Source organism: Chelatococcus caeni (assembly GCF_014196925.1).
GTDB lineage: Bacteria > Pseudomonadota > Alphaproteobacteria > Rhizobiales > Beijerinckiaceae > Chelatococcus_A > Chelatococcus_A caeni.
Genome location: NZ_JACIEN010000003.1, coordinates 141,956 through 163,493 on the forward strand (window position 1 = coordinate 141,956; position 21,538 = coordinate 163,493).

The 21,538-nt window shown below is 69.6% G+C and carries 26 protein-coding genes and 1 tRNA gene; 15 read left to right on the top strand and 12 right to left on the bottom strand.

The genetic code is table 11. From position 1 onward, the window contains the following. Positions 1–152 precede the first annotated feature (152 nt). From folE to GGR16_RS13590, 3 genes are all read left to right on the top strand, one after another. Positions 153–809 carry a GTP cyclohydrolase I FolE gene (gene folE / locus GGR16_RS13580; RefSeq protein WP_183316958.1) on the top strand — a complete coding sequence of 219 codons (657 nt, stop codon included), beginning with the start codon at positions 153–155 and terminating at the stop codon, positions 807–809. 36 nt (positions 810–845) lie between these two features. Next, entirely contained in the window at positions 846–1,271 is a 426-nt protein-coding gene (hisI, locus tag GGR16_RS13585; protein WP_019403249.1) for a phosphoribosyl-AMP cyclohydrolase, read from the top strand. Positions 1,272–1,373: 102 nt separating this feature from the next. Then, the gene (locus GGR16_RS13590) at positions 1,374–2,369 is read left to right on the top strand and encodes a patatin-like phospholipase family protein (RefSeq protein WP_183316959.1); all 996 of its coding nucleotides are present in this window, start codon (positions 1,374–1,376) and stop codon (positions 2,367–2,369) included. A 16-nt stretch (positions 2,370–2,385) separates the two neighbouring features. On the opposite strand, the gene GGR16_RS13595 is transcribed toward GGR16_RS13590, so the two are convergent. Then, a complete protein-coding gene (locus GGR16_RS13595) occupies positions 2,386–2,817 on the bottom strand; it encodes a CBS domain-containing protein (RefSeq protein WP_026015319.1) in 432 nt (143 codons plus the stop codon). A 133-nt stretch (positions 2,818–2,950) separates the two neighbouring features. Then, entirely contained in the window at positions 2,951–3,826 is an 876-nt protein-coding gene (locus tag GGR16_RS13600; RefSeq protein WP_246373071.1) for a rhomboid family intramembrane serine protease, read from the bottom strand. A gap of 418 nt (positions 3,827–4,244) precedes the next feature. Here GGR16_RS13600 and GGR16_RS13605 point away from each other — a divergent pair, with 418 nt between their 5' ends. The 6 genes from GGR16_RS13605 to recQ all read left to right on the top strand — a co-directional run bounded on the left by GGR16_RS13605 (position 4,245) and on the right by recQ (position 9,930). Next, a complete protein-coding gene (locus tag GGR16_RS13605) occupies positions 4,245–4,835 on the top strand; it encodes a PAS domain-containing protein (RefSeq protein ID WP_026015320.1) in 591 nt (196 codons plus the stop codon). 170 nt (positions 4,836–5,005) lie between these two features. Beyond that, complete coding sequence (locus GGR16_RS13610) at positions 5,006–5,626, top strand: PilZ domain-containing protein (protein WP_183316960.1); 621 nt, start codon at positions 5,006–5,008, stop codon at positions 5,624–5,626. 392 nt (positions 5,627–6,018) lie between these two features. After that, positions 6,019–6,633, top strand: coding sequence for a transglutaminase-like cysteine peptidase (locus GGR16_RS13615; protein ID WP_183316961.1), 615 nt, complete (start codon positions 6,019–6,021; stop codon positions 6,631–6,633). 149 nt (positions 6,634–6,782) lie between these two features. Continuing rightward, positions 6,783–7,448, top strand: coding sequence for a transglutaminase-like cysteine peptidase (locus GGR16_RS13620; RefSeq protein ID WP_019403256.1), 666 nt, complete (start codon positions 6,783–6,785; stop codon positions 7,446–7,448). A gap of 49 nt (positions 7,449–7,497) precedes the next feature. Continuing rightward, a complete protein-coding gene (locus GGR16_RS13625; RefSeq protein WP_183316962.1) occupies positions 7,498–7,980 on the top strand; it encodes a hypothetical protein in 483 nt (160 codons plus the stop codon). A 138-nt stretch (positions 7,981–8,118) separates the two neighbouring features. Further along, positions 8,119–9,930, top strand: coding sequence for a DNA helicase RecQ (gene recQ / locus GGR16_RS13630; RefSeq protein WP_183316963.1), 1,812 nt, complete (start codon positions 8,119–8,121; stop codon positions 9,928–9,930). 6 nt (positions 9,931–9,936) lie between these two features. On the opposite strand, the gene GGR16_RS13635 is transcribed toward recQ, so the two are convergent. Further along, complete coding sequence (locus GGR16_RS13635; protein ID WP_183316964.1) at positions 9,937–10,467, bottom strand: gamma carbonic anhydrase family protein; 531 nt, start codon at positions 10,465–10,467, stop codon at positions 9,937–9,939. Between the two features lie 170 nt (positions 10,468–10,637). Between GGR16_RS13635 and GGR16_RS13640 the strand changes: the two genes are divergently transcribed. After that, the gene (locus GGR16_RS13640; RefSeq protein WP_183316965.1) at positions 10,638–11,309 is read left to right on the top strand and encodes a hypothetical protein; all 672 of its coding nucleotides are present in this window, start codon (positions 10,638–10,640) and stop codon (positions 11,307–11,309) included. A gap of 68 nt (positions 11,310–11,377) precedes the next feature. On the opposite strand, the gene GGR16_RS13645 is transcribed toward GGR16_RS13640, so the two are convergent. Then, complete coding sequence (locus tag GGR16_RS13645) at positions 11,378–11,590, bottom strand: DUF3126 family protein (RefSeq protein ID WP_019401228.1); 213 nt, start codon at positions 11,588–11,590, stop codon at positions 11,378–11,380. 80 nt (positions 11,591–11,670) lie between these two features. Beyond that, on the bottom strand, positions 11,671–12,510 hold the full coding sequence (gene cysE, locus GGR16_RS13650) for a serine O-acetyltransferase (protein WP_019401229.1): 840 nt from the start codon (positions 12,508–12,510) through the stop codon (positions 11,671–11,673). Positions 12,511–12,832: 322 nt separating this feature from the next. Here cysE and GGR16_RS13655 point away from each other — a divergent pair, with 322 nt between their 5' ends. Both GGR16_RS13655 and GGR16_RS13660 read left to right on the top strand, forming a co-directional pair. Further along, positions 12,833–13,633, top strand: coding sequence for an enoyl-CoA hydratase (locus GGR16_RS13655; RefSeq protein WP_019401230.1), 801 nt, complete (start codon positions 12,833–12,835; stop codon positions 13,631–13,633). A 13-nt stretch (positions 13,634–13,646) separates the two neighbouring features. Beyond that, complete coding sequence (locus GGR16_RS13660) at positions 13,647–14,078, top strand: NUDIX hydrolase (RefSeq protein ID WP_019401231.1); 432 nt, start codon at positions 13,647–13,649, stop codon at positions 14,076–14,078. A gap of 149 nt (positions 14,079–14,227) precedes the next feature. On the opposite strand, the gene GGR16_RS13665 is transcribed toward GGR16_RS13660, so the two are convergent. Beyond that, positions 14,228–14,998, bottom strand: coding sequence for an alpha/beta fold hydrolase (locus GGR16_RS13665; RefSeq protein ID WP_183316966.1), 771 nt, complete (start codon positions 14,996–14,998; stop codon positions 14,228–14,230). A gap of 206 nt (positions 14,999–15,204) precedes the next feature. Between GGR16_RS13665 and GGR16_RS13670 the strand changes: the two genes are divergently transcribed. Together GGR16_RS13670 and GGR16_RS13675 are read left to right on the top strand one after the other, a co-directional pair. Beyond that, a complete protein-coding gene (locus GGR16_RS13670; protein WP_019401233.1) occupies positions 15,205–15,459 on the top strand; it encodes a zinc-finger domain-containing protein in 255 nt (84 codons plus the stop codon). An 18-nt stretch (positions 15,460–15,477) separates the two neighbouring features. Continuing rightward, a complete protein-coding gene (locus GGR16_RS13675; RefSeq protein WP_183316967.1) occupies positions 15,478–16,701 on the top strand; it encodes an FAD-dependent monooxygenase in 1,224 nt (407 codons plus the stop codon). 4 nt (positions 16,702–16,705) lie between these two features. Here the strand turns inward: GGR16_RS13675 and msrA are convergent, their stop codons facing one another. From msrA to cobD, 4 genes are all read right to left on the bottom strand, one after another. Continuing rightward, positions 16,706–17,314 (bottom strand): peptide-methionine (S)-S-oxide reductase MsrA, encoded by a 609-nt coding sequence (msrA, locus tag GGR16_RS13680; protein ID WP_019401235.1) that lies wholly within the window; start codon positions 17,312–17,314, stop codon positions 16,706–16,708. A 29-nt stretch (positions 17,315–17,343) separates the two neighbouring features. Continuing rightward, positions 17,344–17,832, bottom strand: a complete 489-nt coding sequence (gene msrB, locus GGR16_RS13685; RefSeq protein ID WP_026014974.1) for a peptide-methionine (R)-S-oxide reductase MsrB — start codon at positions 17,830–17,832, stop codon at positions 17,344–17,346. Between the two features lie 141 nt (positions 17,833–17,973). Beyond that, positions 17,974–18,058, bottom strand: a tRNA-Leu gene (locus GGR16_RS13690). A gap of 44 nt (positions 18,059–18,102) precedes the next feature. Next, positions 18,103–19,146 (bottom strand): threonine-phosphate decarboxylase CobD, encoded by a 1,044-nt coding sequence (gene cobD / locus GGR16_RS13695; RefSeq protein WP_245258855.1) that lies wholly within the window; start codon positions 19,144–19,146, stop codon positions 18,103–18,105. A 19-nt stretch (positions 19,147–19,165) separates the two neighbouring features. Between cobD and cbiB the strand changes: the two genes are divergently transcribed. Further along, positions 19,166–20,146: an adenosylcobinamide-phosphate synthase CbiB gene (gene cbiB, locus GGR16_RS13700; RefSeq protein WP_183316968.1), complete on the top strand. Its 981-nt coding sequence runs from the start codon at positions 19,166–19,168 to the stop codon at positions 20,144–20,146. Between the two features lie 107 nt (positions 20,147–20,253). Here cbiB and gpt read toward each other — a convergent pair whose 3' ends face one another. Continuing rightward, the gene (gene gpt, locus GGR16_RS13705) at positions 20,254–20,760 is read right to left on the bottom strand and encodes a xanthine phosphoribosyltransferase (protein ID WP_019401239.1); all 507 of its coding nucleotides are present in this window, start codon (positions 20,758–20,760) and stop codon (positions 20,254–20,256) included. Positions 20,761–20,784: 24 nt separating this feature from the next. Then, the gene (locus GGR16_RS13710) at positions 20,785–21,531 is read right to left on the bottom strand and encodes a competence/damage-inducible protein A (RefSeq protein WP_183316969.1); all 747 of its coding nucleotides are present in this window, start codon (positions 21,529–21,531) and stop codon (positions 20,785–20,787) included. Between the last annotated feature and the right edge of the window lie 7 nt (positions 21,532–21,538).

Genomic DNA, 21,538 nt, shown 5'->3' on the forward strand with positions numbered 1-21,538 from the left:
TCCCCTATATAAGGCCCGATGCATGGATGCAAAAGCAGGCCCGCCCGAGATGACGGCCTGCGGAAGATGCGGCAGGTGCCCGCGACATGCGGCCGACGCGCGGCGGGGATGCGTTTCGGCCGGCGGCACCATGGCCGATCGGGAGAGGCCGGATGAAGACCGCCGCAAGATCTTCGAACACGGGTACCGTCCGGAACGGCTGCGGCAAGGACGCCGCCGCCGTCCGGCCGAGCCGCGCCGAGGCGGAAGCCGCCGTGCGCACGCTCATCCGCTGGGCCGGCGACGATCCGGATCGTGAAGGCCTCGTCGAGACGCCCGAGCGCGTCGTGCGCACCTTCGAGGAGGTCTACGCCGGCTATCGCGAGAACCCGGGCGAGCTGCTCGACAGCATCTTCACGGATGTCGGCGGCTACGACGACATGGTCCTGGTGCGGGACATCTCCTTCCATTCCCACTGCGAGCACCACATGGTGCCCTTCGTCGGCCGCGCGCACATCGCCTATTACCCCGCGGGCGGCGTCGTCGGCCTGTCGAAGTTCGCCCGCCTGGTCGATGCCTATGCCAAGCGCCTCCAGACGCAGGAGGCGCTGACGGCCCAGATCGCCGACGCCATCGAGACGCACCTTTCCCCGCGCGGCACGGCGGTGATGATCGAGGCCGAGCACATGTGCATGTCCATGCGCGGCGTGCAGAAACAGGGCTCGCTCACGGTGACGACCCGCTTCGGCGGCGTCTTCCGCGACGATCCGGCCGAGCAGGTGCGCTTCTTCACGCTGCTGCGCTGCGGGCGCGACCGGAGGGCAGGATGATGCCTCGGGGCGGGACTTCGAACCAAGAGACAGGACATGTGCGAACGCTGTGACTTCATTGCCGCGCGCGGCAGCAAGGCGGACGTCGAGGAGGGCGACCGGCTGATGCCGGCCTTCGACGCGAACGGACTCCTGACCTGCGTGACGACCGACGCGGCGACCGGCGAGGTGCTCATGGTCGCCCACATGAACGCCGAGGCCCTCGCCCGCACCGTCGAGACGGGCGAAGCCTGGTACTGGTCCCGCTCGCGTGCCAGCCTCTGGCACAAGGGCGATACCTCGGGCCAGATCCAGAGCGTCGTCGAGATGCGCATCGACTGCGACCAGGATGCCATCGTCCTCAAGGTCGAGGTCGGCGGCGACGGCGGCTGCTGCCACACCGGGCGTCGCTCCTGCTTCTACCGGCGCGTCATCACCGAGCCTGACGGGCGCGGACGCCTCGCCTTCGACGCCACGGAGTGACACAGACGACCGCCGGGCCAAAAAGGCGACACAAGCCTCTTTCATTCATTCCGCTGCAACTTCATCCTGCCAGGCTGCGTTGTTCCTGCAGAGGGCGACCGGATGTTCGAAGACATCGCATCGCTGGCGGCGACCATGGCCGTTGAGCCCGACCCCACCCTGCCGCTGAAGCGGCGCCCGTTCGGCATCGCGCTCGGGGGCGGGGCGGCGCGCGGCTGGGCGCATATCGGCATCATGCGCGTCCTCGCGCGCGAGGGCCTCGTCCCGCACGTCATCGCCGGCACCTCCATCGGCGCCGTGGTCGGCGGCTGCTTCGCCTGCGACAAGCTGGACGAGCTCGAGGATTTCGCGCGCTCGCTGACCAAGCGGCGCGTGATGGGGCTGATGGATTTTCACCTCAACGGCTCCGGCCTCATCGCCGGCCAGCGCCTCCGGCGCATGCTCTCGCACCACCTCGGCGACATCCGCATCGAGGCGCTTGCGCCCCGCTTCGTCGCTATCGCCACCGAGCTCGGCAGCGGCCACGAGATCTGGCTGACGCGCGGCTCCATCACCGAGGCCCTGCGCGCCTCCTATGCCCTGCCCGGCATCTTCGACGCCGTGCGGCTCGGCGGCCGCTGGCTGATGGACGGCGCCCTCGTCAACCCGATCCCGGTGACGGCGGCACGCGCGCTCGGGGCCGAGATCGTGCTCTGCGTCAACCTCAACGGCAGCGACACGCGCGGCCGCGGCGCCGTCATTCCCGCGCACGGCACGGACGAAGACCTCATCGAGGAGGAGGCCCAGGCCGCCCGCGGCCTCTTCGCCCCCGTGCGCGGAGCGGCGATGCGCATGCGCCAGTTCGGCCGGCGCTCGGACGGGGCTCCGGGCATCGGCGCCGTGATGGTCGATGCCTTCAACATCACGCAGGACCGCATCGCCCGCTCGCGCCTCGCCGGAGACCCGCCGGACGTGATGGTGTCGCCACGCCTCGGCCGCATGGGCCTGTTCGACTTCCACCGGGCCGACGAGGCCATCGCGCTCGGCATGGAAGCTGCCGAGCGCGCGCTGGACGAGCTGCGCGAGATGCTGGAGGTCCCGCTCGCCGAGCAGGGCTGAGCCTGCCGCCTCCCTTCTAGGCCATGGCGATATATTCGCGCATGGCCTTGTGCTCGGCCTCGATCTCCGCCACCCGGTACTTGACCACGTCGCCGATGGAAACGAGGCCCGTCAGCTTGCCGTCCTCCACCACCGGCAGGTGGCGGAACTTGCCCTCGGTCATGATGCCCATGATGTCGGTAATCGCCGAGGCGCTCGTGCAGGTCACGACCTTCTCGGTCATGTGCCGGCTCACGCCTTCCTTCAGGGCGTCGAGCCCGGCCTTGGCGATCTCGCGGACGATGTCGCGCTCCGAGAGGATGCCGAGGACCTTGCCGCCCTCGTCGACCACGACGACGGCGCCGATGCGCCGCTCGGCGAGAAGCTGGGCTGCCTCCATGAGCGTCTTGTTCGGAGGAATGGTCACGACGCTGCGGCCCTTGGCCGCCAGGATCTGGGCAACGGTCATCAGCTCCTCCATGCCAGATCGAGGCGCCGGTCCCGTGCGATCGCAACGGCACCGGACGCCTGCGATTCACCCACTCGGCCCATAGTGGTTGCACTCGCCGGCAAGCGCAAGGCGGCGGGAGAGATGCCGCGGCTCAGTCCGCGCGCTCGCGCGAATGAGCCCGGTCGAAGAGCGGAAACAGCAGCAGGCCCGCGACGAAGCCGCCGATATGCGCCTCCCAGGCGATGCCGCCCTCGGCCAGGCCGAGCGGCAGGGCGGCGACGCCGAAGGCGAGATTGACGACGAACCAGATGCCGATGAAGGCAAGGGCACGGCGGTTGCGCATGAGCTGGCCGAGGCTCTCGGCCGGCATGCGGTGGGCGCTGAGGTCGATGCCGAACATGTGGCCCCAGTCCGGCCGGAAGACGAAGCGCGCGGCCGCCGCCATCACGCCCGAGATGGCGCCCGAGGCGCCGATCATCGGCACGACGTCGAAGGGCCGGCTCGCCAGATGCGCCAGCGCCCCTGCAATGGCGCAGACAAGGCACAGGACGAGGAAGCGCACCGCGCCGAAGCGCCGCGCGACGGCGCTGCCGAAGGCGAGCAGCCACAGGGAATTGGCCCCGAGATGCGCCCACGAGCCATGGAGCAGCGCATAGGTGACGAGGGCCCACGGCGCGGCGCCATCGCCGAGGACGAGGCGGGCGAACATCTGCCAGTAGCCGCCGTCGGGCATCGCCGCCGCCCGGGCCACGATGGCATCGAGGCTCTCGAAGCCGAGGCCGACGACGAGCCGCGCCGGGATGAAGCCGAAGTCCACGAGAATGCGGAAATCCGTCTCCTCACCGATGACGGAACGCAGGATATGGATGGCGACGATGACGGCGATCGACCCGACGACGACCGCCGGGGCGTTGAACATCGGCTCACGCGAGGGGCCGGAGGAAGGCTGCTGCGACATGGGCTCCGAAAGGCAAGCGTCGAAGGTGGCCACGACGCCCGCCTCGGCCGCCGCCGCGGCAACAGGCAACAGTTTCCCCGCCGCGTCAATCCGCTCGTCACGCGCGCGCGGGACCGCTCACGCGAACGCGAAGGGGGAGAGGCATGTCGCCCCTCCCCCCACGGCATCCTGTTCCTGGCCGTGGCGCCACGGCCCGGCCATCTTGTTCGACGTTCCCTGCCGGCAGGGCCGAAAGGCCCCTTGCCGAATGTTCAGGAGCATGGCGCGGCCGCCCGCAAGGGGCAACGGCAAGAAAATATTAACCCTAATGAAAGGTAAACGCCCGTTACCCCTCCCCATCCCTGGCACGGGTGCTGCATTCTCAAGAACATAATGTCGGCAACCGTGCCGGGCTGGGAGGAAACGGCACAATCACGCGCCGCGTGCCGCCCTCTCCCACCGGCGCGCCGCACGGTTGCGCATGGAGCCGGGACGACAGCGGATCAAAATGAAACATGTGACGAGCCGCGCACTCTACGACTACTGGAACCGCCTGCGCGGGGAGCGGGCGGCGCCCGAGCGGGGAGAGATCGCGCCCGGCGAGATCCGCCACATCCTCGGCGACACCTTCATCCTGGACATCGACGGCGGCGAGCCCCGCTTCCGCCTGGCCGGCACGCGACTGTGTACCCTCGTCGGGGGAGACTTGAAGGGCCGCGCCTTCGCCTCGTTGTGGCAGGAGGCCAGCCGGCGCGAGAGCGCCCGTGCCGTCGCCCTCGTGCTCGACAACCAGGCGGGCGTGGTCGCCGGCGCCGAGGCTCGCCCGGAAATCCTTGCAGCGACTGCGCCTGCAGCGGAGCAGATCGACCTCGAGCTCATGCTGCTGCCGCTGCGCTGCCGCGGCAAGACCCACGCCCGCATGCTCGGCGCGCTCTCGCCCGCGGCCCCGCCCGACTGGCTCGGCCTCGCTCCGCTGTCTCCTCTCACCTTCACCTCCGCGCGGGTCCTCTGGCCTGAAGGGGCCGACCGGCCAGCCACGGCAGGCGCCCTGCAGGACCGCCGCGGCCATCTCATGGTGTTTCGCGGCGGCCGGGGCTGATCGCCCTGCCGAAGCCGGGCCGCGCCGGCGTCCTCCCGAAGGAAAAGCCCCACGCAAGGCAAGAGCGCATGACTGTCCATGCGCTTTCAGCGCTTCATGGATCGTCGGGGATCAAGTATCTATTGTACTTGTCCAATGGCTGATTCTCTGCAGCTTGGTATTTCGACACGATGGCGCGGCCGATTTCACCGACAAATATTGCCTTGCGTGCCAGCAAGCCGGACCGCCGACGCCATCAGCGGGTGCCGGTGACGCTCGTCGGCCGCTACATGCTGCCGGACAAGCAGGAATATCCGTGCCAGACGCTCGACATGTCGCCCGGCGGCGTCAGCCTCGTTGCTCCGACGCCCGGCGCCATCGGTGACCGGGTCATCATCTATCTCGAGCAGATCGGCCGCCTCGAGGGCGAGATCACCCGCCATATCGACAACGGCTTTGCCGTGCGCTTCACAGCGACGCCGCGCAAGCGCGAGAAGATCGCCACCCAGCTGATGTGGCTGGTGCACCGCGACACCCTCGGGCTGCCCGAAGACCGCCGCCACGACCGCATCGTGCCGAACCGGCAGCTGACGACGATGGAAATCGCCGGCGGCGAGCGCCAGACGGTGCGCATCATCGACATTTCGCTGTCCGGCGCCGCCGTCTCGTCCGCCTCCGCCCCGGCGTCCGGGACGATGGTCACCCTCGGCCGCACCGAGGGCCGCGTGACGCGCCATTTCGAGGGCGGCTTCGCCGTCGAATTCCTGGCACCGCTGCCCGAACAGGACTTCGACGAGACGATCGCGCTCTGAAACCGCCTGGTCGCCCGGGTCAGCCCGGCGAAAGCGGAGGCGATCAGCCAGCGCGACAACCAGACACGCGGCGGCACAGGTCACGACCTGGCGCAACCTTCCCCGCCGTCATGCCCGCGCTCGTCGCGGGCATCCACGCCATGAAATCGCGCACACGCCGGGAGACGTGGATGGCCGGGATAAACCCGGCCAGGACGCTGGAAAAGGGCGCTCTCCCATCGTCACCGTCGGGTGGACGGCCTCGCTAAAATGCGCCGCATCTAAGTTCATCTTTAATTTACTTAACAAATCATGCATTAACGGCCCGTATATCTGTCAAATTACGCTTGTTTTATTCAACGTCGATGGATTTTGCCGCCCTATGATGTCTCCCGACGAATTGGGAGGCGACAATGAAAAATCCGATCGTCGCATTGGTCTTCATCCTCACCGGCGCCGTCGCGGCGGACGGTGCCCTGGCATACGGGCAGCGGCCGGAGCCGACGCCGGCGGCGGCCGAGCACGGCCTCGCCCGCGCGCCGATCGGCTGGCTGCAGTTCTGCAGTGAGCATCCGGCCGATTGCGCCGTCGATCCGCAGGAAGATGCGCTGGTCAGCCTCGATGCCCGCCGCTGGCGGCTGCTGACGGCCATCAACCGCAAGGTCAACGGCGCCATCGCGCCGCAGACCGACGAGGAGCAGTGGGGCGTCGTCGAGAGCTGGAACTACCCCGACAGCGGCAAGGGCGATTGCGAGGACTACGCGCTGCTGAAGCGCCGGCTGCTCGCCGAGGCCGGCCTGCCCCGGCGGGCGCTGCGCCTTGCCGTCGTCATCGACGAGAACGGCGAGGGCCATGCCGTGCTGATGGTGCGCACCGACCGGGGCGACCTGATCCTCGACAACAAGCGCGACGCCGTCCTGCCCTGGCTCGCCACCGGCTATGTCTTCGTGAAGCGCGAGAGCCAGGATTTCGCCGGCTGGGCCTCTCTCGGCCACCAGGGCGGCGAGATGACGGCAAGCCCGCGCTGAACCGCCCGCGGACTAGGCAGGGCGTGCCTCGAAAACCACATCTATGAACAAATGTTAACCTTGATGAGACGTTGACGCCCGCGCCGCCTTGCGGCATCACCCGCGCCTATGAAAAGGTAAATGAAATCTTAAAGGGGTTGGGGCGGTAAATGGGTTCGCGTACCTCCGTCATTCTGGCGCTTGCAGGCTTGTGCCTCGTTTCGCTGGCCGCAACGGCCGAGGCGGATACGCGCAAGACGGCTTCCGTTTCCCAGGCTCACCAGCTCGAAGTCAATCTCCCCGACGCTTCTTCTGCCATCGAGCGCACGATGGCCCGCCCGCCGGTCGGCTGGCTTGCCTTCTGCCGCACGAACTGGAGCGAATGCACCGACGACGCGGACGGCCCCAGCGTCATCGACCTCGACCGGTCGGACTGGCACGACATCGTCCGCGTCAACCTCGACGTGAACCACTCGATCACGCCCGTGACCGACCTGGAGCACTGGGGCGTCGAGGAATCGTGGGACCTGCCGGTCGACGGCAAGGGCGACTGCGAGGACTACGTCCTCATGAAGCGCAAGCTCCTCATCGAGCGGGGCTTCCCCGCCCGCGCCCTGCTGATCACCGTGGTGCGGGACGAGGTCGGCGACGGCCATGCGGTGCTGACCGTGCGCACCACCCGCGGCGACTTCATCCTCGACAACAAGCGCGATTCGATCCTCTCGTGGACGGCGACCGGCTACCGCTTCATCAAGCGCCAGTCGCAGCAGGACACGATGCAGTGGGTCGCCCTCGGCCAGCCCGACGCCGGCACGGCCACCGCCGCGGCGCGCTGAAGTGAGCTCGGGCGGCTCAATCCGAGCTTCGGTTAGGCATGCCGAGGTCATGGACAGCCTGCGCGATAAGCCGACTCCCGAGTTACTCGTCCTCCATGCCACTATCATGGAGGAATTGCGGGCTCGGAACGTGCTGCGGACAGCGAATAATCCGACTGGCGATCTCGCAGAATATCTCTTCTGCGCCGCTTTTGGATGGGTGCAGGAAGCTAATTCGGCAAAGGCGTTTGATGCTACCGGCGATGACGGAACGCGGTATCAGATCAAAGCAAGGCGCATCCACCACCGCAACAAATCCCGACAGCTGTCGGCAATCCGCTCCTTCGACGGGTTCGATGTTCTCGCCGCCGTCCTCTTCGATGAAGACTACCAGGTGGTGCGAGCAGCGCTGATCCCCGCCGAGATCGTCCACGGTCGCTCAACCTACATCGAGCGCACCAACAGCCATAAGTTCCTCCTGCGGGACGCGATATGGAATGATCCGGGTGTCGTCGACGTGACCAACCGCCTACGCGCTGCCGAGAAATGTTAGTTTCTCTTCGAGAATCTCGCGACAGATAAGGCGCCGTAACCGTCCTCAACCAAGCTGCTGCCTCTTGTCGCGCCACGTGCGCCGCCGGTGAAAATCGGCTAGCAAGGCACCTCCCTCTCGCCTCCAGCGACTCGAGCCTTGTCAGCCCAGCCCCTCGATATCCTCAAGACCGTCTATGGCTATGGCGCCTTCCGCGGACGTCAGGCGGAGATCATCGACCACGTGATCGCCGGCCGGCACGCCTTCGTGCTGATGCCCACCGGCGGCGGCAAGTCGTTGTGCTACCAGATCCCGGCGCTGGTGCGCCGCGGCACCGGGCTCGTCGTCTCGCCCCTCATCGCCCTGATGGAGGACCAGGTCGCGACGCTGCGCCAGGCGGGCGTGCGCGCGGCGGCGCTCAACTCGCGCATCTGGGGCGCGGAGAAGGACGAGCTCTGGCGCGAGGTGGGACGTGGCGAGATCGATCTCCTCTACATGGCGCCGGAGACCCTGCTCAGGCCCGAGACGCTCGAGCGGCTGAAGTCCGTTCCCCTGTCCCTCATCGCCATCGACGAGGCCCATTGCCTCTCGCAATGGGGGCACGACTTCCGGCCCGAGTACCGCGCGCTCGACGTGCTGGTCGACCTCTTTCCCGACGTGCCGCGCATGGCGCTGACGGCCACGGCCGACGCCCCGACGCGCGAGGAGATCGTCGCCCATCTCGCCATCGGCACGGAAAACAGCTTCGTCGCCGGCTTCGACCGGCCCAACATCCGCTACGGCGTCGCCGAGAAGCAGGGCACGACCCAGCAGCTGCTGCGCTTTCTCAGCACCCGCAAGGGCGAGAGCGGCATCGTCTACTGCCTGTCGAAGCGCAAGACCGAGGAAGTGGCGGCGACGCTCAACGCCCACGGTTTCACCGCCCTCGCCTATCACGCCGGCATGGACATGGCAGCGCGGGAGGCCAACCAGCGCCGCTTCCAGCACGGCGAGGGCCTCGTCATGGTGGCCACGATCGCCTTCGGCATGGGCATCGACAAGCCGGACGTGCGCTTCGTGCTGCATGTCGACCTGCCGGCCAGCATCGAGGCCTACTACCAGGAGACCGGCCGCGCCGGCCGTGACGGGCTGCCCGCCGAGACGCTGATGCTCTACGGCGCCGAGGACATGGCGCTGCGCCGCCGCTTCATCGACGAATCGGACGCTCCTACCGAGCGCAAGCGCATGGAGCACCGCAAGCTCGATGCGCTGCTCGGCTTCGCCGAATCCTGCCAGTGCCGCCGTCAGGTGCTGCTGCGCTATTTCGGCGACGATGGCCCGCCCTGCGGCAATTGCGACGTCTGCCTCGACCCGCCGGAGACCTTCGACGGCACCATCGCCGCCCAGAAGCTGCTGTCATGCATCCACCGCACGGGCGAGCGCTTCGGCCAGGGCCATGTCGTCGCCGTGCTCCTGGGCGAGGAGGACGAGCGCATCGAGCGGCTCGGGCACGACAAGCTCTCCACCTACGGCATCGGCCGGGAGTTCGACCGCAGCCAGTGGCGCTCCATCATCCGGCAGCTCGTCGCCCACGGTCTGGTGATCGTCGACGTCGCCGGGCACGGCAGCCTCTCCATCTCCGCCAAGGGGGCGAGCTTCCTGCGCGAGCGGTCCTCGATCATGCTGCGGGCGCTGAAGAAGCCGAAGCCCGGCGGCCGGAAGGCGGCGCGCCGGCAGGCGGTCGAGGCGCTGCCGGAGGGCGACCGCGAGCTCTTCGAGAAGCTGCGCGCGCGGCGCCTCGAACTGGCGAAGGAGCAGAACGTGCCGCCCTACGTCATCTTCCACGACCGCACGCTGCAGGAAATGGCGGCGCGCACGCCGCGCACCCGCTCCGACCTCGCGGCCATCTCCGGCGTCGGCGAGTCGAAGCTCACCCGCTATGCCGAGGCCTTTCTCGCGGTCATCACGACGCATGCGGACGACGCACGCTGAACACGCTCAGTCGAGCCGCTTCAGCCCCGCCGCGAACCGGCGCCAGTTGCCGACATAGCCCATGGCCGACAGCCTGAGCCCGGCGAGGGCCTTCTCGTCGAGGGCGCGCACCGCCCGGGCCGGCGCCCCGACGATGAGCGAGCCGTCGGGAAACTCCTTGCCCTCGGTGACGAGCGCATTGGCGCCGACGAGGCAGTTGTTGCCGATGCGCGCGCCGTTGAGCACCGTGGCGCCCATGCCAATGAGCGTGGAGGCGCCGATGCGGCAGCCGTGCAGGACCGCATGGTGGCCGATGGTGCAATCCGGCCCCACGGTGAGCGGAAAGCCCATGTCCGTGTGCAGCATGGCGCCTTCCTGAATGTTGGAGCGGTCGCCGATGTCGATCAGCTCGTTGTCGCCGCGCAGCACGGCGCCGAACCAGACCCCGACCTCGTCGCCGAGCCGGACACGGCCGATCACATGCGCATCGGGCGCGATCCAGAAGCGGTCGGCGGCGGGCAATTCGGGGCTGAGATCGCCAAGGGCATAGACGGGCATCACGGTCTCCACAGTCGATTGCGCAAGGAGGGCCCGCCGGCGGGCTCGCGTCAAGTGCACCTTTCCTCTTCAGGAAGCCCCGCGCCACCCCGCTTGGTTAACGCGGCTTTAGGCAAGATGGCGCAATTTGGCCGCAGCCGCCGTCCGGCGGTCTGGAGATCACGTCAACCATGGTCCTCGCAGCGGAAAGGCTCTTCTCTGTCGTTGCCCGGCGGCCTTCGGTCCTGCTGCGGCTGTCGCTCGCCGCGGCGGCCGCCGGCGCCGCCGCCCTGGCGGGCATCGCCTTCCTGCGTCCCGCAGCGCCGCAGAAGCCTGCCCCCGCCCGCATCGACTACGAACTCGCCGGCCACCCGCTGAGCGTGCCCGCATCCTGGCTGCGCGAGACGATGGATCGCTCGGGCGGCACGGTGCCCCGGCTCGATCTCGCCATTCCCTGGCCGGGCGCCGCGGCCGACGGCGAGGCCGAGATCGTCGCCGTCACCCTCGTCCCGGCGGACGCGGCGCTCGATCCGGCCGAGCGGCCGGCGAAGCTCTATATGCGCTTCCTCACGCCCGAGACCTGGTCCACGCCCGGCGGCCTCGTGCTGCGCCGTTTCCGCCCCGGCACGCCCTACGAGGGCGAGGAGCTTTATCTCGCCCCGCCCGACGGGCGGCGCTTCTTCGCCCGCTGCACGCGCCAGGCCGCGACGGCTGTCATCGCGCCGCTCTGCACCACGGTGATGCGCCTTGCCGGCATCGACGTCATGCTGCGCTTCGGCCCGGAACGGCTCGCCGACTGGGCCCGCCTCGGCGCGGGCGCCGAACGGCTCATCGCGATCATGGCGCCGCCCGAGCCGCAATGACGGCCGGCAACGAAAAAGGGGCGCGCCCGTCGCCGGGCGCGCCCCTTTTCGATGGATGCCTTGTCGGCTCAGTCCTCGAGATCGGCGTCGAGGATCGCCATCTGGAAGCTGTAGGACTTGTCGCCGTCCTCGTCGTCGAGGAAGAGCACACCAATGAACTCTTCCCCGATATAGACCTCCGCCGAGTCGGTCTTGCGCGGACGCGCAACGACGCGGATGCCGGCATTGGCGAAGGTGCGGCGCAGAAACCGCTCGACTTTGGCAAGTTCGTTCTTGTCCATGGCGCCGCCTCTCGTGTTCGGGTCTTCGGAAGGGCCCCCGCTTGCCACGGAACGAGGCCCACGGGCAAGAGCGAAGGTCCTCAATCCCCCAACTTCTCGGCGAGGATCTGGTCCATGCTGCGCGCCGGCTCGGCGCAGCCGGCCGTGCCGACGACCCGCGCCGGCACGCCCGCGACCGTCGTGTTGCGCGGCACCGCGTGCAGCACGACCGAGCCGGCGGCGACGCGGGCGCACTGCCCCACCTCGATATTGCCGAGGATCTTGGCGCCGGCTCCGATCAGCACGCCCTGGCGGATCTTGGGATGGCGGTCGCCCCGCTCCTTGCCCGTGCCCCCGAGGGTGACGCCCTGCAGGATCGAGACATTGTCCTCGACGACGGCGGTCTGGCCGACGACGAGCCCCGTGGCATGGTCGAGGAAGATGCCCTTGCCGATGCGGGCCGCGGGGTTGATGTCCGTCTGGAACACCTCGGACGAGCGGCTCTGCAGGTAGAGCGCGAAGTCGCGCCGCCCCTGCTGCCACAGCCAGTGCGCCAGCCGGTAGGTCTGGATGGCGTGGAAGCCCTTGAAGTAGAGCACCGGCTCGATGAGCCGCGTGCAGGCCGGGTCACGGTCGGCGACGGCGACGATGTCCGCCCGGAAGGCCTCGCCGATCTCGGGCGAATGGGCGACCGCGGCGCTGAACGCCTGGCTGACCAGCTCGCTGGAGACGACATCGTGGTCGAGCCGCGAGGCGACGCGGTGGATGATGGCCGATTCCAGCGTGTCGTGGTTGAGGATGGTGGCGATGACGAAGCCGGCGAGCTCCGGCTCACGCGTCACCACCGCCTCGGCTTCCTCACGCAGTCGCGTCCACACCGGATCGACCGCCTCGAGGCCGTGGCGCCTGTGCTCGCTCGCCTTCGTCTGACCGGGGGCCATGCTCGTCTCCTCGTCATTGCGCGCCCACGGCCGGACGGTTCGGCCCCACCGCAAGGTCCGCCTAAGTTAGGGCGCCGTGGCCGGCGCGCCAAGGGGGCACCCGGGACGGTCTTGCGGCAGATCGTGCCGTCGCCGACCCCTGAGCGGCAGATCGCCCGTTCGCCGCACGACCCGCTTGTGGCGGCCATCCCGCGGCCCTCACGCGCCGGCGGCCGGGTCGCACCATGCACTTGTCGCCGTATATGATCGACCGGTCGTGCCGAGTCGGCGCGATCAGCAAGCCAGGATTCAATGAGCCAGGATCAGTGAGCGAGACCTGCCGATGCCCGCCCCCGCCGCCTCCCACAGCCTGCGCCTGTCCGTCGCCTCCGGCGTGGCGACGCTGACCATCGACAACGAGGCACGCCGCAACGCCATCGATTTCGCCACCTGGCGCGCCTTTCCGCAGGTCATGGCAACCCTGGGCGCAAACGAAGACGTACGCGTCGTCGTCATCCGCGGCGCGGGCGAGGTCGCCTTCACGGCCGGCGCTGACATCGGCGAGTTCGGCTCGCTCAGGGCGAGCCCGGAGGGCGGGCGCGCCTACGAGGCGGCGAATCTCGCCGCCTTCGAGGCCGTCGCCGCCTGTCCGAAGCCGGTGCTCGCCCTGATCCGGGGCTTCTGCCTCGGCGGAGGGCTCGGCATCGCGCTGGCCTGCGACCTGCGCATCGCCGCCGACGATGCCGTCTTCGCTATTCCCGCCGCGCGGCTCGGCGTCGGTTATCCGCCGGCCGGCATGGGCATGATCGTCGCCGCCATCGGCGCGGCCGCCGCCAAGGACCTCATCTTCACCGCCCGCCGCATCGAGGCGGCGGAGGCGCTCGCCCTCGGCCTCGTCCAGAAGGTGGTGCCCGCCGACGATATCGAGCGCGCAGCCGCCAGCCTTGCCACGACCATCGCCGCGAATGCGCCGCTGACCATCCGCGCCGCCAAGGCGGCCATCGCCACGGCCGCGGGCCTGCCCGGCGCTGGCACGCCGGACGACCTCCAGGCCCTGGCCGATGCCTGCTTCGCCAGCGCCGATTATGCGGAAGGCTGCGCCGCCTTCCTCGGCAAACGCACGCCCCGCTTCACCGGGCGATGAGGTGAGGACGGTGATGGAACGCAAGCGTCTCAGGATCGCCGTCGCGGCCGTGCGCGACGAAAAGGGGCGCCTCCTCGTCGTGCGCAAGCACGGCAGCGACGTCTTCATCCAGCCCGGTGGCAAGATCGAGGAGGGAGAAGCGCCCGAGGCCGCCCTCGCGCGCGAACTCGCCGAGGAGCTCGGCGTCGCGCCGCAGCCCGGCACGCTCCGCCCGCTCGGCGTCTTCACGGCGCCCGCCGCCAACGAGCCGGATACCGATGTCCTCGCCCATCTCTTTGCCGCGCGCCTTGCCGGCACGCCGCATGCCGCTGCCGAGATCGCGGAACTGGCATGGCTCCCCTTGCACGAGGCCGATCGCTGGCGCCTCGCCAGCCTGATCCGTGACACGGTCCTGCCGCTGCTTGCAAAAGCGATTCCCGCTCAGGAGCTTGGCAGCGCGCGCTGAATCAGTTCGCGAAACGCACGGGTATCCGTTGAATCAGTTTCTCAACTGGCGGATTCGGCACGCGAAGTCGCTGAATCTGTTTCTCAAGCGCCGGAATCATCGCTCGAGCTTTCACCAGCAAGCGATTCAGGCGATTCCGCTTTTCGCCCTCACGCCTCGTCCTGCTCGGCGAGGAAGGCGATGACGCCCTGTTTGTGCACCTTGTCGCCCACGGCGAGGTTGTGGTCCCGGCCGGGAATGTCGAGCGCCCGCCCGTTGGGCAGGAGAGCGGCGAGCTCGTGCGGCGAGCCGGCGATGGGGTCGTTGGTGCCGACGGCGACGAGCACCGGCACGGCGATCGTCCCCACCTCCTCGCGCGTCAGCGTCTGGCGCGAGCCGCGGATGCAGGCGGCGAGCGCCTCAAGGTCGCTCTTCGTCTGCTCGGCGAAGGCGCGGAACATGCGCTGCATCGGATCCGTCAGCCCATCGAGCGACGGCGCCTCCATCGCATCGGCGATGCCGAGCGGCAGGCCGACGCCGTGGATGAGATGAATGCCGAGCCCGCCGAGCACGGCCGAGCGCACGCGGCCCGGGTGACGCAGGGCGAGATGCGCCGTGATGCGCGCGCCCATGGAATAGCCGACGACATCCGCCTCGGCGAGGTCGAGATGGTCCATCAGCCGCCGCACGTCCTCGGCCATCACGTCGGAATGATAGGCCGAGGGCTCGTAGAGCTTCTCGCTCTGCCCGTGGCCGCGGTTGTCGAGCGCGATGACGCGCCGCCCGGCGCGCGCCAGCGTCGTCGTCCACAGCGTGTTCGCCCAGTTGACCGCGTGGTTCGAGGCGAAGCCGTGCACCAGGATGACGGGGCGCCCCTCACCCTCGTGCGCGGGAACGTCGACATAGGCGAGGCGGACGCCGTCGGAACTGAAGAAATGCATGTCTCTCTCGCTCGTGCAGCCCGACGCTAGGGGCTGCGGGTTTCCATCGGGTGAACACATGCCCGGGGCTGAGGCCGGCCAGCGCCGGGCAAGCGTGAGGTTATTCATTTGTCGCAGCCGCAGGCGAAAAACCGGTCTCCACTTTTTCGCACCATGCTCTATGGTGCGCCGCAAATCGCTGATCCGCCAAGATGAGGTCAATGGCAATGGCCGCGAAATCCGTCCCCCACTTCCACAACGATGCGGGCGTCGCCGTCATCCACGTCGGCGTGCACGAGTTCATGTGCATCGGGGCCAAGCCGCCCTTCGACCATCCCCACGTCTTCCTCGACATGGGCGACGACAACGAGATCGTCTGCCCCTATTGCTCGACGCTCTACCGCTACAAGGCGACGCTCAGGGCCGAGGAGAGCGAGCCGGCCGACTGCCTGTGGCACGCGGAAGCCGCCACGGCCGCCTGAGGCCGGCGGAGCCCGATCATGCCTCAGAGCACGCCACCGGCCGTCGTCGTCGGCGCCGGCATCGGCGGCCTGACCACGGCACTTCTCCTCGCCCGCCAGGGCCGGGCCGTCACGCTGCTCGAGCGGCGCACCACGCTCGAGGAGGCCGGCGCCGGCATCCAGCTCTCGCCCAACGCCAGCCGCGTGCTCGTCGCCCTTGGCCTCGCCCCGGCGCTCACGCGTCAGGCGGTGACGCCCGACGAGCTCGTCGTCCGCTCGCTGTCATCCGGCCGCCGGCTGGCGACGATGCCCCTCGGCGAGACGATGCGCGCGCGCTTCGGCGCGCCCTACTGGGTGATCCACCGGGCCGACCTGCACACCTTGCTGCTCGACGCCGCGCGCGGCGAGCCGAACATCCGCATGGCCGTCGGCCGCAAGGTCACCGGGGTTACGGTCGATGGGGACAAGGCGCGCCTCGCCGTCGAAACCGCCGGCGGTGCCAGCGAGGAGCGCGAGGCCGGCCTCGTCGTCGGCGCCGACGGCATCTGGTCGTCGGTGCGCCCGGCGCTCGGGGATGCCCGCAAGCCCGTCTACCGCGGCTATGCCGCCTGGCGCGCCACCATCCCGGCCGGCGAGGCGCCGGAGGAGATGGCCGGCAACATCACGGGCCTGTGGCTCGGCCGCGGCATGCACCTCGTGCACTACCCGGTCAGCCGCGGCCGGCTGATCAACATCGTCCTCGTCGCGCGGGCGGAAGGCTCGGTGAGCGAGTGGAACAGCAAGGCCCATGAGGCTGATGTCGCGCGGCACCTCGCCCGCGCCGTGCCTGCGCTCAGCGCCCTCGCCGACCGGTCGCTCGACTGGCGCGTCTGGTCCCTCTTCGACCTGCCGCCGCCGCGCCCCTGGGGGCTTGGGCCGGTCACGCTCCTCGGAGATGCCGCCCATCCCGTGCTGCCCTTCCTTGCCCAGGGCGGTGCGCTCGCCATCGAGGATGCGGCGGTCCTCGCCGATACGCTCGCCGGTGAGCCAAACGACGTACCCGCGGCCCTGCGCGCCTACGAGGCGGCCCGGCAGCCGCGCGCCGTGCACGTGCAGCAGGCGGCGCGCGAGAACGGCCGGGTCTACCACATGGCGGCCCCGCTCTCGCTCATGCGCAACCTCGTCATGTCGCGCCTGAGCGGCGAGGCGATGCTGGCGCGTTACGCCTGGCTCTACGGATGGGAGCCGCCGCAGCGGCGCGACGCCCGGCTGAGCGCGGCCTGATCTATCAGGAGGCCGGGCCCCACACCTCCTCGAGCCGCCGGTCGCGGCCGCAGGCGAAGCGGTAGTACTTATATTTCGCCGCGCTCTTGCGGTAATAGTTCTGGTGGTATTCCTCGGCCGGATAGAAGGTCGCGGCCGGCAGGATCTCGGTGACGACGCGCCCCTTGAGCTGCCCGCTCACCGCCTTGAGCGAGGCCTCGGCCGCCTGGCGCTGCTCGGGCGAGGCGACGAAGATCGCCGAGGTGTACTGGTCGCCCTTGTCGCAGAACTGGCCCCGCGCGTCATGGGGATCGATGTTGCGCCAGAAGATGGCGAGCAACTGCTCGTAGGTGACGCGCGAGGGATCGTAGACGACCTTCACCACCTCCTTGTGGCCGGTCCGGCCCGAGGAGACTTCGTTGTAGGTCGGGTTCTGCGTTCGCCCGCCGGTATAGCCGGAGATCGTCGCCGTCACGCCCGGCACGGCATCGAAGGGCGGCTCCATGCACCAGAAGCAGCCGCCGGCGAAGATGGCGCTCGCGCCGCCCTCCCCCTCTTGAGCGGCAGCCGGTGCCGGGCCGCCGAGGATCAGGGCGAGGCCGAGGAGAAGAGAGCCGAGAGCAAAGGCGCGCATGTCGGGTCCGCCGGTCAGAATGACGAAGCCTACGACGGCGTGAACGTCATGGCGACACCGTTCATGCAATAGCGCAGGCCCGTCGGCGGCGGCCCGTCGTCGAAGACATGGCCGAGATGGCCGCCGCAACGGCTGCAATGCACCTCGGTGCGCGTCATGAAGAAGCTGCTGTCCTCGGACGTGCCGACGGCCCCCGCAAGCGGTGCGTAGAAGCTCGGCCAGCCCGTGCCGCTCTCGAACTTGGTCGAGGAGGAGAACACGGCCTGCTCGCAACCGGCGCAATGATAGATGCCGGCCCGCTTCTCGCCGTTGAGCGGGCTCGTTCCGGCCCGCTCCGTACCATGCTTGCGCAGGACGTTGTACTGCGCCGGCGTCAGCGCCGCCCGCCACTCCGCATCACTCTTCTCGACGGGAAAGCGCCCCGCGGCCTTCGCTTCCTCGCGGGCGCCGAACAGGCGTCCGACCGCAGCCGCTCCCGCGGCCAGCGCGCCGCCCCCCAGAATGTTCCTGCGGCTCATCATCGTCCCACCCAGGTTCCGGCCGGCCCCACGAGGCGGGACACGGCCGCTGTCGGATCGTGCGGCGCAAGGATAGGCCGGCGGGGACGGACCGGCTGTCACGAAGGCGCGATGTCACGCCCGTGTGAGGGCGGGCCGGCTTGGTGCGGACGGCGGGGATCGAACCCGCACGGGCAAGCCCGAGGGATTTTAAGTCCCTTGCGTCTACCAGTTTCGCCACGTCCGCATGCGGCGAGGGTTACCGCCCGCCGGGAGCGGGCGCAACCCGGGTCAGGCCCGCTTGGAGGCCCTTCGCTGCGGAAATTGTGCAAGGGCGGTGGCAAGGCGCGTCCAGGCCGCTTCGTCCCCCGGCAGGCCGAAGCGCAGGCGGTTCGGCGCGTGGTCGAAGCGGCGGACGTAGATGCCGCGTGCGCCCAGATGCTCGAACAGCGCCTCGGCGCGGCTCGTCTCGACCAGCCGGAAGAGCGGCGTGCCGCCGACGACGGCAAGCTCCGGGCCGGCCAGCAGCGTGTCGAGCCGGGCCGCATCGCTCGCGAGCCGGTGCCGCATGGCCTCGATCCAGACGCGGTCGCCGAGTGCGGCGAGCCCCACGGCGAGCGTCGGGCCGGGAACGGCCCAGGGGCCGAGCTCCTGCCGGATCTGCCCGGCCAGCGCCTCGTCGGCGGTGATGGCAAAGCCGAGGCGCACGCCGGCGAGGCCATAGGCCTTGCCGAAGGAGCGCAACAGCAGGATCGGCGCGACGGCGTCGAGCAGCCCGGCACAGCTCACCTGCGGCATCACGTCGGCAAAGGCCTCGTCGACGATGACGAGGCCGTCCCAGTGGCGCATGCGCCCGGCAAGGGCGAGGATCTCGGCCGCCGGCAGCGTGCGCCCGTCCGGGTTGTTGGGATTGACGATCACCGCCACGTCCGAGGCGGCGAGATCGTCCACGCTCGCGGTGACGCGCACGTCGTGCCCCGCCGCCTGCCAGGCGGTGACATGCTCGCCATAGGTCGGGCCGAGAACGGCGACGCGGCCGCGCGGGCGCAGGCGCGGCAGCAGCTGGATGAGCGCCTGCGTACCCGGCGCCGCGACGCAACGGGCCTGCGGCACGGCGCCATAGGCCGCAGCCGCCTGCATTTCGACGCGCCGCCGCTCCCCCTCCTCCGGCAGGCGCGTCCAGCAGCCGGGCGCCAGCGCCGGCAGCGGAAAGGCGTGCGGATTGATGCCCGTCGACAGGTCGAGCCACGGCTGCGGCGCGGCCGGAAACAGCCGGCGCGCCGCACCGAGGTCCCCGCCGTGCACAATGCCGTCTCGGCTGCCGGGCTGAGCCATGCTATCGGCATGCTCCGTCATGGATCTCACGTTTGCCCTTCCCCTCGCCGCGCTGACCGTCGCTCTTGAGGCGATTGCCGGTTATCCGCGCGCCCTCTTCCGTGTCGCCGGCCATCCCGTGACCTGGCTGGGACTGCTCATCGCATGGCTCGACCGGCATCTCAACAGGCAGAACGAATCATTTACCACGCGGCGGTCCGGGGGCGTTATCGCCCTTCTCGTCATCGTCGCGGCGGCGGCCATCCCCGCCCTCCTCCTGCAGGAGGGGCTGCTGAGCCTCCTGGGTCCGCTCGCGCTCGTCGCGATCGCGGTCCTCGCGTCGAGCCTCGTTGCGCAGCGCAGCCTTCACGACCATGTCGCGGCCGTCGCCACCGGGCTGGAGACGGAAGGGCTCCATGGCGGGCGCCGGGCGGTGGCCATGATCGTCGGCCGCAACCCCGAGACGCTCGACGAGGCGGGCGTCGCCCGCGCCGCCATCGAAAGCCTCGCCGAGAACTTTTCGGACGGCATCGTCGCGCCGGTCTTCTGGCTGGCCGTGGCGGGGCTGCCCGGGGCCGCGGCCTACAAGGCCATCAACACGGCCGACAGCATGATCGGCCACAAGACCGAGAGACATGCCGCCTTCGGCTGGGCCGCGGCCCGCCTCGACGACCTCGTCAACCTGCCGGCCTCACGGCTAACGGCCCTGCTCCTCGTGCTCGCGGCCGCGCTGACGCGCGGCGCCGATGCGCGCGCTGCGATCGCCGCCGTGCGCCGCGACGCCCATCGCCATCGCTCGCCCAATGCCGGCTGGCCGGAAGCGGCCATGGCCGGCGCGCTCGGCCTCAGGCTCGCCGGCCCGCGCATCTACGGCTCGACGCGCGTCGAGGACGCCTTCATGGGGAACGGCCGCGCCGAGGCGACGGCCGCCGACATTCGCCGCGCGCTCGCGCTCTTCCGGCGCGCCTCGCTGCTGCAGTGGCTCGTCCTCGCCGCCCTTGCGGCGCTGGTGCTCGCCTGAGGCTCAACGTCCATCGGGAACGGTGAAACGCGCGAGACGGCACCTCCCTCTCCCCGCTAGCGGGGAGAGGGTTTCGTCGCACGCTTCACACGCCTCGAAAGGCATTCTCAGCCGGACGCGCCGTTGCGGATCGGCGGCTGGAAGGTGAGGCCCATGTCCCAGGGGAAGTAGATCCAGGTGTCCTGCGACACCTCGGTGACGAAGGTGTCGACCACCGGCCGGCCCTGCGGCTTGGCATAGACGGTGGCGAAATGCGCCTTCGGCAGCATCTGCCGCACCATGCGCGCCGTCTTGCCCGTGTCGACAAGGTCGTCCACCACGAGCACGCCCGCGCCGCTGCCGTCGCCGAGCGCGCGGATCTTCGGGTCGATCTCCTTGAGGACCATCAGCTCGCCCTGGTTCTGATAGTCGTGGTAGCTCGCGATGCAGACCGTCTCGATGAGGCGGATCTCGAGCTCGCGCGCCACGACCGCCGCGGGCACGAGGCCGCCGCGCGTGATGCAGACGATGGCCTCGAAGGGCCCCGCGCCGTGCAGGCGCCAGGCGAGCGCGCGCGCATCGCGGTGGAACTGGTCCCAGGAGACGGGAAAGGCTTTTTCGGAGGTGGGCGACATGGGTCTTGCCTCTGGTGTCGAACGTCAGGGCGCCGCGTGGAGCCGCGCGACCATCTCGGCCACGGCGGCGCGGACGGCCTCGAGGCGCTCCGCATCGCGGCTGCGCACGACGATGTTGGTGTTGAAGCGGCCATCCTCGGAAAAGGGATAGCTGCCGATGGAGACGTCGGGATGCGCGTCGGCGATCGCCTTCAGCGGCGCGGCGATGTCGCCCTCCTTCGCGTCGGCACGGATGGTGGCCGAGAGCATGCGCCGCCCGGTGCTCAGCGTCGGCGCCACCTCGTCGAGCATCGCCTGCATGATGGCGGGCACGCCCGCCATGACGATGACGTTGCCGATGCGGAAGCCCGGCGCCTTGGAGACGGGATTGGCGATGAGCTCGGCCCCGTGCGGGATGCGCGCCATGCGCCGGCGCGCCTCGTTGAGGTCCTCCGGCCTGATGCGCTCGAGCAGCATGCTTATGGCCCGCGGGTCCTCGCCGATGCCGACGCCGAAAGCCTTGGCGACGCTGTCCGCCGTGATGTCGTCATGCGTCGGACCGATGCCGCCGGTGGTGAAGAGATAGTCGTAGCGGGCCCTGAGCGCGTTGACCGCGGCGACGATCTCCTCCTCCACGTCGGGCACGACGCGCACCTCGCGCAGGTCGATGCCGATGGCGGTGAGATAGTCGGCGATATAGCCGATGTTCTTGTCCTTGGTCCGCCCGGACAGGATCTCGTCACCGATGACGAGGACCGCCGCGGTCACCGGGCCCTGCGCTGCTGCTGTCATGCACCTC